The 7,301-nt window shown below is 26.4% G+C and carries 7 protein-coding genes; 3 read left to right on the plus strand and 4 right to left on the minus strand.

Translation table 11 applies throughout. The annotated features are described in order from the left end of the window. Positions 1 to 56: 56 nt before the first annotated feature. From AS157_RS03325 to AS157_RS03335, 3 genes are all read left to right on the plus strand, one after another. Positions 57 to 284: a hypothetical protein gene (locus AS157_RS03325; RefSeq protein ID WP_214494961.1), complete on the plus strand. Its 228-nt coding sequence runs from the start codon at positions 57 to 59 to the stop codon at positions 282 to 284. Positions 285 to 578: 294 nt separating this feature from the next. Then, positions 579 to 1,943 (plus strand): radical SAM/SPASM domain-containing protein, encoded by a 1,365-nt coding sequence (locus AS157_RS03330; protein WP_075666546.1) that lies wholly within the window; start codon positions 579 to 581, stop codon positions 1,941 to 1,943. Between the two features lie 63 nt (positions 1,944 to 2,006). After that, the gene (locus AS157_RS03335) at positions 2,007 to 3,728 is read left to right on the plus strand and encodes an ABC transporter ATP-binding protein (protein ID WP_077289956.1); all 1,722 of its coding nucleotides are present in this window, start codon (positions 2,007 to 2,009) and stop codon (positions 3,726 to 3,728) included. A gap of 202 nt (positions 3,729 to 3,930) precedes the next feature. Here the strand turns inward: AS157_RS03335 and AS157_RS03340 are convergent, their stop codons facing one another. Genes AS157_RS03340 through AS157_RS03355 form a run of 4 tightly spaced genes read right to left on the minus strand, consistent with a single transcriptional unit; the run spans position 3,931 to position 6,757 of the window. Then, positions 3,931 to 4,110 (minus strand): hypothetical protein, encoded by a 180-nt coding sequence (locus AS157_RS03340; RefSeq protein WP_077289957.1) that lies wholly within the window; start codon positions 4,108 to 4,110, stop codon positions 3,931 to 3,933. Then, on the minus strand, positions 4,107 to 5,444 hold the full coding sequence (locus AS157_RS03345; RefSeq protein WP_077289958.1) for a S41 family peptidase: 1,338 nt from the start codon (positions 5,442 to 5,444) through the stop codon (positions 4,107 to 4,109). The genes AS157_RS03340 and AS157_RS03345 overlap by 4 nt, the downstream gene beginning before the upstream one ends. Positions 5,445 to 5,447: 3 nt before the next feature. Beyond that, complete coding sequence (locus AS157_RS03350) at positions 5,448 to 6,320, minus strand: radical SAM protein (protein WP_352039420.1); 873 nt, start codon at positions 6,318 to 6,320, stop codon at positions 5,448 to 5,450. Then, positions 6,305 to 6,757 carry a 4Fe-4S cluster-binding domain-containing protein gene (locus tag AS157_RS03355; RefSeq protein WP_077289960.1) on the minus strand — a complete coding sequence of 151 codons (453 nt, stop codon included), beginning with the start codon at positions 6,755 to 6,757 and terminating at the stop codon, positions 6,305 to 6,307. The genes AS157_RS03350 and AS157_RS03355 overlap by 16 nt, the downstream gene beginning before the upstream one ends. Positions 6,758 to 7,301: the final 544 nt, after the last annotated feature.

The following is a 7,301-nucleotide window of genomic DNA, read 5'->3' on the forward strand; positions in this document are numbered from 1 at the left end:
TTGTTTAAAAAAATATTTTTCTTTAGTGAAAAAAATATCAAAAGGAACGATATATTATGAATGAAATTTTCAAAGATGCATCTTTTGTTTTTTTGGATAAAAATCTTAAAATTACATATAAAAGTACAAATTTTACAAAATTTAAGTCATATTACGTCGTTGATTTACCCGAGTATAATGTGTACTTACCTATACAGCTTGAAAAGCACAAAATTAGAAATCTTAATGGAAAGTTTATATGTGATCCGTTTACTATAGTAAAACAAAGATTTTATAACAACTAATAATATAATTTAAAATACATCATGAATCCCGGGCCGGGATTATCTTAAAAGAAAAGGAGGGGATAACATGAAAAAAGTTGTTATTTCTTCAAAAAATTTTGATAAAGTTTTGAATGCAGGATGTACGGGTTATTTTCTTTGTGGTAGTTGTAAAGAAGGAAAACTAACACCATAACTTTAAAATTGTCCTCCACCTTATTAAACAAGGTGGAGGACGTTTATAAATAGTAATTCTTAAAATTTGTGAGGGACTACTTTTATTCAGAATTTTAGCCAATATATAGGGGTGAAATAATGAAAGAGCTTGAATTCATTTTTAAACATTTGGAAAACATAAAAAGTAATTTTAAGCTTTTTTATCGTAAAAATGATAAAGGTTTATTATTACATAAACCTACTCTAACATTATATGTTCTAGATAAACAAAATTTTCAATTTTTCAAAGAACTCTTAAACAAAAATGAAGCACAACTAAGAGAAAAATTTAAAAAAAAGGATTTTGAGCTGAAAGATTTAAAAAATACAATTGAAGAAATTAAAAAGCTTGTTCAATATAACAGTCAAAAAGATAAAAAAACAAAAAAATTAGAAAGATTAGCACTTTTTATTGCGCAAGAATGTCCGCTAGAATGTGTTTATTGTTATGGGAAAGGAGGAACATATGGAAAATCAGAAATAATGAGTTTGGATATTTTAGAAAAATCGATTAACGTATTTTATTCACTCTATGACAAAATTGAAACTATTCAATTTTTTGGTGGAGAACCATTAGTAAACATAGAAGGAATATGTAAGACAATCGAAATTTTAAATAAAAAAATAATGAGACAACAAATAATTTATATGCCGAAAATTAATATAATAACTGGGCTGGGAGTTTCAAAAAAAGTAGTTGAGAAATTGATATTATTACTTAAGAAAAATAATCATTTTAATTATGAAATAATTGTGAGCTTTGATGGTCCAAAAAAGATACAGAATCTATTACGACCTTTTAAAAAAGGATTACCATCATATGATAGGATAGTTGAAAATCTTAATATTTTAAAAGAAATAAATCAACCAAAAGCAATAGAAGTTACTTATACAAAGCAACATTTAATATTTGGAATTAGTCACGAAGATTTAAAAGAATTTTTTAAGAATGAATTTGATATTGAAGATATTTTAATTAGACCTGTAATGAGCTGCGATGAGAATTTAATTATAGAAAATGATAATACTTTAAAGGAAATAGAAAAAATATTAGAAAGACCTTATGATTTGGAATATAAACTGAAAGAATATATAAGTATTTTGATCAATTCCAAACCTACAGAATATTATTGTAATGCTGGAATATCCAGTGTTGCTATATCAGCTTCTGGCGATATATATCCTTGTCAATTAGTTGTTGGAGATTCCAAATTTGCTTTTGGTAGTATTCAAGCTCCAATAAAAACAATAAAAGAAAATCTAAAAAAAATGGAAAGTAAATATAAAATTTTAAACTCAAAACTTCTTGACAAAAATTGCAAAGAGTGTTTTTTAACTTTTTTTTGTGAAGGTTGCGTTTTTAAGCAATATTATTTTGAAAAATCATCCGATGCATCTATTCCACATAATAACTGTGAAATTGTAAAAACGTTGACTGAACGTTTATTTTTAAGTATAAATTAACAACAAAATGTATTACTCAATATCAACAGAATGATAGAAAATTAAAAAATAAGGAGGAATACAATGAAACTTTTTTCGATTTTATCAAATAAAGAAGTGAAAGAACTTTTAGATTACACAAAGAAGTATGTAAGTTATCAAAAAACTATTTTTATATTAGCTCCGATTTTACTTATTGTTGGTTCAATTAGTCCGTTTCTTGTCAGATTTTTGTTTGATAATATAATCCAAAATGCGTATTTTTCAAAACTTCCATTATTTGTATTATTATTCATTTTTGTAAAAGGAGCGGAGAGATTTCTTTCAGTTATTGTGAATTATAATTTTAGAAAATGTGAAAATCTAATAGTTAGAGATGAACAAACAAGTTTTGTTAAAAAAATTCTTCGCTTACCAGTTCGAACTATCTCTGGAAATAATACAGGTGATATACTTTCAAGAGCAACTTCAGATATTCCTGTTTTTTCTCAGGTAGTAAGTACAGCTATGCCAGGTATTGTTTTAAATGTCATATCACTGGTTGTTTTTAGTGGAATACTTATTTATTTGAGCTGGCAACTTGCAATAGTTGTATTTGCAACTATACCTTTTTATAACCTATCTATCAATAGTTTTAACAGGCTTTTAAAAAATTTTTCTAAGTTGGAACGCGAAAAGAATAGTGAGGTTATAGAAGGAATACGTGAAAGAATAGAAGGAGCATTAACCATAAAACGCTTTGGTAAATTTGATTATTTTGTAAGCAGCTTAAAAGAGAAAATAAACGATTGGGTAAAAATAAGTAATAAATATAATTTGTTTATGCAATCAATAGAAGATTTTTTAGTGTTTATAAAAGATATATGTCCAATAATAGTATTAAGTTTTGGTGGATATCTAGTTATGAAAGGAAATATAACTCTTGGTACTTTGGTAGGTTTTTATAGTTTCATGAACTGGATTTATGAACCAATAAGAGTTTTAAGTCACTTCTTTGTTTCACTTCAAAGTTCAACACCAGTTTTTAAAAGAATAAAAGAAGTATACGAAATGAAAGAAGAAACAAGCGGAAAAGAAACAATTAAAAATGTAGATGAGATCGAATTTAAAGGAGTTGACTTCTCATATAACAGCAATTATGTGTTAAAAAAATTAAATTTTAAAGTAACATCGGGTGAACGAGTTGCCATTGCTGGTTTAAGTGGTAGTGGAAAAAGTACAATGTTAAGTCTTATGACAAGATTTTATGAACCAACTAATGGGAGTATATTAATAAATAAAAAAGATATAAAAAGGTATACACTTGAATCTCTCAGAAAGAATATTATAGTAGTAAAACAAAACGATTTTCTTTTTAACATGAGTGTAAAAGAGAATATAATACTTGATGGTAATTTTAGTGAAGAGGAGTTCATAAAAGCAGTGAAAATAGCACGCGTGGATAAGTTTGTAAATGAACTTGAAAATGGATATAAAACATTGATTGGAGAACGTGGGAAAAAGTTATCAGATGGTCAAAGACAAAGAATAGCGATAGCAAGGGCAATAATTAGAAAACCACAAGTTCTTGTACTTGATGAAGCAACATCTGGAATAGATTCTAAAACTGAAGAAGAAATATTTGAAAATCTTTTCAAACTTGATATGACAATAGTAATTGTTTCCCATAGATTATCCACAATTAAAAAAGCAGGGAAAATATTTATCATAGAAAATGGACAATTTATATGTGATGGAACTCATGAGGAACTACTTAATAAATGCTCAAAGTATAAACAAATCATTCAAGCTCAACTTATTAGTTAAAAATAATTGAATTGTAAAATATCAAAAAAATATTAAAAACAACTATTTTTATATTTATCATCTTACTTACATTATTATTTAATAGCGGATACATTTTATAAACTATTTTTTGATTTTACCAAATGAAAATAAACTCCTTGTGTAAATTGATTAGTAATAATATAAATATAACATAGTTGTAAGTCCTGATTTATAAAAGATACTAAGGAACATTTGGGTTGTCCCAAGTACATTCAATAGGTAAATCAAAGAAACACCCACCGGGTGCTGGCCCACATGGTCCACTTCCTCCTTCGCATAATTGTGCAATCATTTCACAGCCATTTTTCGTTTCCAAATCTTCTGGTGGTATTATGGGATTTAGTATTTTTACTTTCATCATTTTTCCCCTCCTCCTTTTGTGTTTTTATTTATAATTTCAAAAGCATAATCTAACATTACATCATTTTCTCCAAGCAAATAACCTATTTCTTCCTCTTCAGTTAATTCTTTTTCATAATCTACCTCTATTTTTGGATTGTCTGTAACTTTGTAATATCCACCTGGTATAAGTACTAATATTTTCGTATTTGGTAAAATATATTTTCCCAGTGCAGCACTAAGAGTATTAACAGGTTCCCTTGGTCTTTTGCCTATTATTTTTCCTACGTTTAGCTTTTTAAAAAAGTATGTAGCTACAACTGCTGCTGAAAACATTCTATTATTTACAAGAAGCCATATCTTTCCGTTGAAATTGTGTCTTGCAGGAAGTATTTTTGGATTTAATTCGTATTTTTCTAAGGTCCTTTTTATTTTTCCGTTGCTTAGCGGTATATTCTTGCAGGTGTACCCTACTAAGTATATTTGTAAAGGATTTTGGGTTAAATATTTGAAAAGCTCCCACACATTGTCTAAAAATCCCCCAGAATTTCCTCTTAAATCTATTATTAAATCTGATAAGTCTTTATTTTCACTGAATGTTTTGTTCAAAAATTCTTTGTAATATGTTAACCATCTATAACTATACATAAACGTACTTATTTTTAATATTCCAATATCTCTTCTTCTTTCAAACGATAATTTTCTTTTTTTCCATTCCTCTGGATATAATTCTTTTTTCTTTTTAATTGCCTCTTCAAATTTAATGGCATTTACTTTTATTACTTTTTTTATATCATTAGTTTTTATCAACACTTTGAAATTATTTTGATCTTCAATTTCTGGAAAGAGTTTAATTAAATCCTCCAAATGTTTGAAAAGTACATCTGAGGAAATTTTCGGTAAAAACAGTTTCAAATCATTAATTATTTCTTCTACGTTCCTATCATCAATTTTCAAAATCTCTGCCTTGTTTTCTAACTCAGTCACAAGTGAATTTTTAACAAATAATCTATTACCTACCACCACTGGTTCAAATGGCATTACTAATGTATCTGGTGTAATATTGAAAAATACCCCATAATGTCCATCGCTAAAAAGATGTATTATAGGAGCGATAGTTTTAAAAAACTCGCCTTTTGTCATAGGCTTGTTAAGTTGTCCCTTTATTCTGTTAACTTCTGAATAAAACTTTTCCTGAGATACAAATTCAAATGGATCAATCCCTGATTTTAGTATGTAGTTTATATAAATTTCAAAATCTTTTTGTAATTCTTCAGGAGAAAATAATTGTTGATTAAAACTTATCATAGCAAATAGTAATAATAAGATTGAAATCCATTTTTTTATATTTTTCATAAATTATCTTCTCCTTTGAATTAGAATTTTTTTCAGCTTTTCGGGAATGTATGAGTATAAGGCAATAGATGTTTCAACAAGTTTTCGAACAAACCTACAATAATCTTTGTTTAATTTATAATTCTTTTTATCAATTATTCCAGATTCGTAATAACATTGACCTCCACAAATATATCTTGCAAAGCAACTTTGACATTCTTTTAAAATATCTACCTTTTTAATTTTTTCCATGATTGTTTCTTCAATAATTTTAAAAATCTTTATTTTATTGTCTTTTAACACGTTCCCAACTTTGCCAGTAAAAGTTCCATCAAACCTATGACAAACATAAACGTCTCCTTTAGGATTCACTACTACAACTTTTCTACCTGCTCCACATGGGTAATACCTTTTTTGCCTAGTATGTAAAATTTTTAAAAACATCCAGATTATATTTGGTAACTCTTTTTGAAATTTATCAAAATTTCTTTCTTTTAAAAGTTTTATCATTTTATCTGTATAAATATCTATGCTATTTAACAGTTCATCTATTCTCGGTTTTAATTTATTATCATTTGTTGAAACTAAGAAAACAGTAAATGGAATTGTTAACGTAGAAAAAAACTCCATTAAGTTAGTAAAATCATCATTTTTTGATGTTAAAGTGGCCCGAAGCAATATTTTTTTAAACATGTCGTTTTTATATGATGAATGTAAAATTTCAATTGCTTTTATAATATCTTCATAGGTTCCTTTCTTGTTCTTTTTTAGTCTCAATTTATCGTTCAATTTTTGGTTTCCATCCAGACTTAATGTAATTGAAAAGTTATTTTTTCTAAAAAACGTAGCTATTTCCGGTGTAATGATAGTGCCATTCGTCGTTATAGCAAATCTAATATTTTTCCTAAATAACTGTTTGCAAAATTTACAACTCTCTTGATAACACTAAAATTAATGAGTAGTTCTCCTCCCAAAAAAGAGATTCCAACGTTTGATTGCCCTTTTTCATAAAACATTTCTATAGCTTTCTTAGCTGTTTCCAGATTCATTAAACCTTTAGAATGATAAGTTCCTTCTTCTGCATAGCAATAAACGCATTTAAGATTACACATATGTGAAACTGTTAACACTAATAACTGTGGTTTAAAATTAATACTATTAAAGCTGCATATCTTATTATCTATAAACGGTTTAACTACACTAACTATATTTGGTGGTAAAAAATCGTTATCTTTTATTTGATGACTAATTTCTTCATCAATTTCAAGTAGTAATAAGTTTTCTGGCAGAAAAAGAAGATATTTTCCAAAATGATTTATAAGTTTGAACTCCATATTTTCACTCTTCCTTATTAATTTATTTCACTTCTACAATTTATTATATAAATCACATGAAAATATAACAACCTCGAAAAATTTCAATTATAAGTTTTTTTTTTTTAACCATAATTATTTGCAAAATGCTTTTTATTTTAAAATATTTCTAATTCGTTTAAAATATATTAACGAATAATGTATATTTACGTATTAAAGTTTTATGATTTAAAGTTTATTGTTCAATTATCTTACTCATAAAGCCAAGGAAATAACCAATCCCACCAATGCCTTTTTTTACAGCCCTCGTTACAAATGGCAATACAAGAGTCGTAAAAGTTAAATTTTATAATAAAAAATGAAAAAATATTTTTGTTAGAAATAGGAAAATTAACAAATAAAACCACATTTTTATGGTTTGTGAAGTGTTAATAATAAAACCTTCTTATTTTAGATATTATATTATAAAGAATAAATCAAATTATTCGTAATAATTATGCAAAATAATAAGAAACATTTTAAAATTTCAAGTATTTTTGCTTTAATTACATTTAAAAAAAAAAAA

The sequence above is a fragment of the Thermosipho sp. 1244 genome (assembly GCF_018588215.1).
Taxonomy (GTDB): domain Bacteria; phylum Thermotogota; class Thermotogae; order Thermotogales; family Fervidobacteriaceae; genus Thermosipho; species Thermosipho affectus.

Excerpts from the sequence above, each read along its gene's own strand:
- AS157_RS03325 (WP_214494961.1), top strand. The coding sequence starts at position 57 with ATGAATGAAATTTTCAAAGATGCATCTTTTGTTTTTTTGGATAAAAAT.
- AS157_RS03330 (WP_075666546.1), top strand. The coding sequence starts at position 579 with ATGAAAGAGCTTGAATTCATTTTTAAACATTTGGAAAACATAAAAAGT.
- AS157_RS03335 (WP_077289956.1), top strand. The coding sequence starts at position 2,007 with ATGAAACTTTTTTCGATTTTATCAAATAAAGAAGTGAAAGAACTTTTA.
- AS157_RS03340 (WP_077289957.1), bottom strand. The coding sequence starts at position 4,110 with ATGATGAAAGTAAAAATACTAAATCCCATAATACCACCAGAAGATTTG.
- AS157_RS03345 (WP_077289958.1), bottom strand. The coding sequence starts at position 5,444 with ATGAAAAATATAAAAAAATGGATTTCAATCTTATTATTACTATTTGCT.
- AS157_RS03355 (WP_077289960.1), bottom strand. The coding sequence starts at position 6,757 with ATGGAGTTCAAACTTATAAATCATTTTGGAAAATATCTTCTTTTTCTG.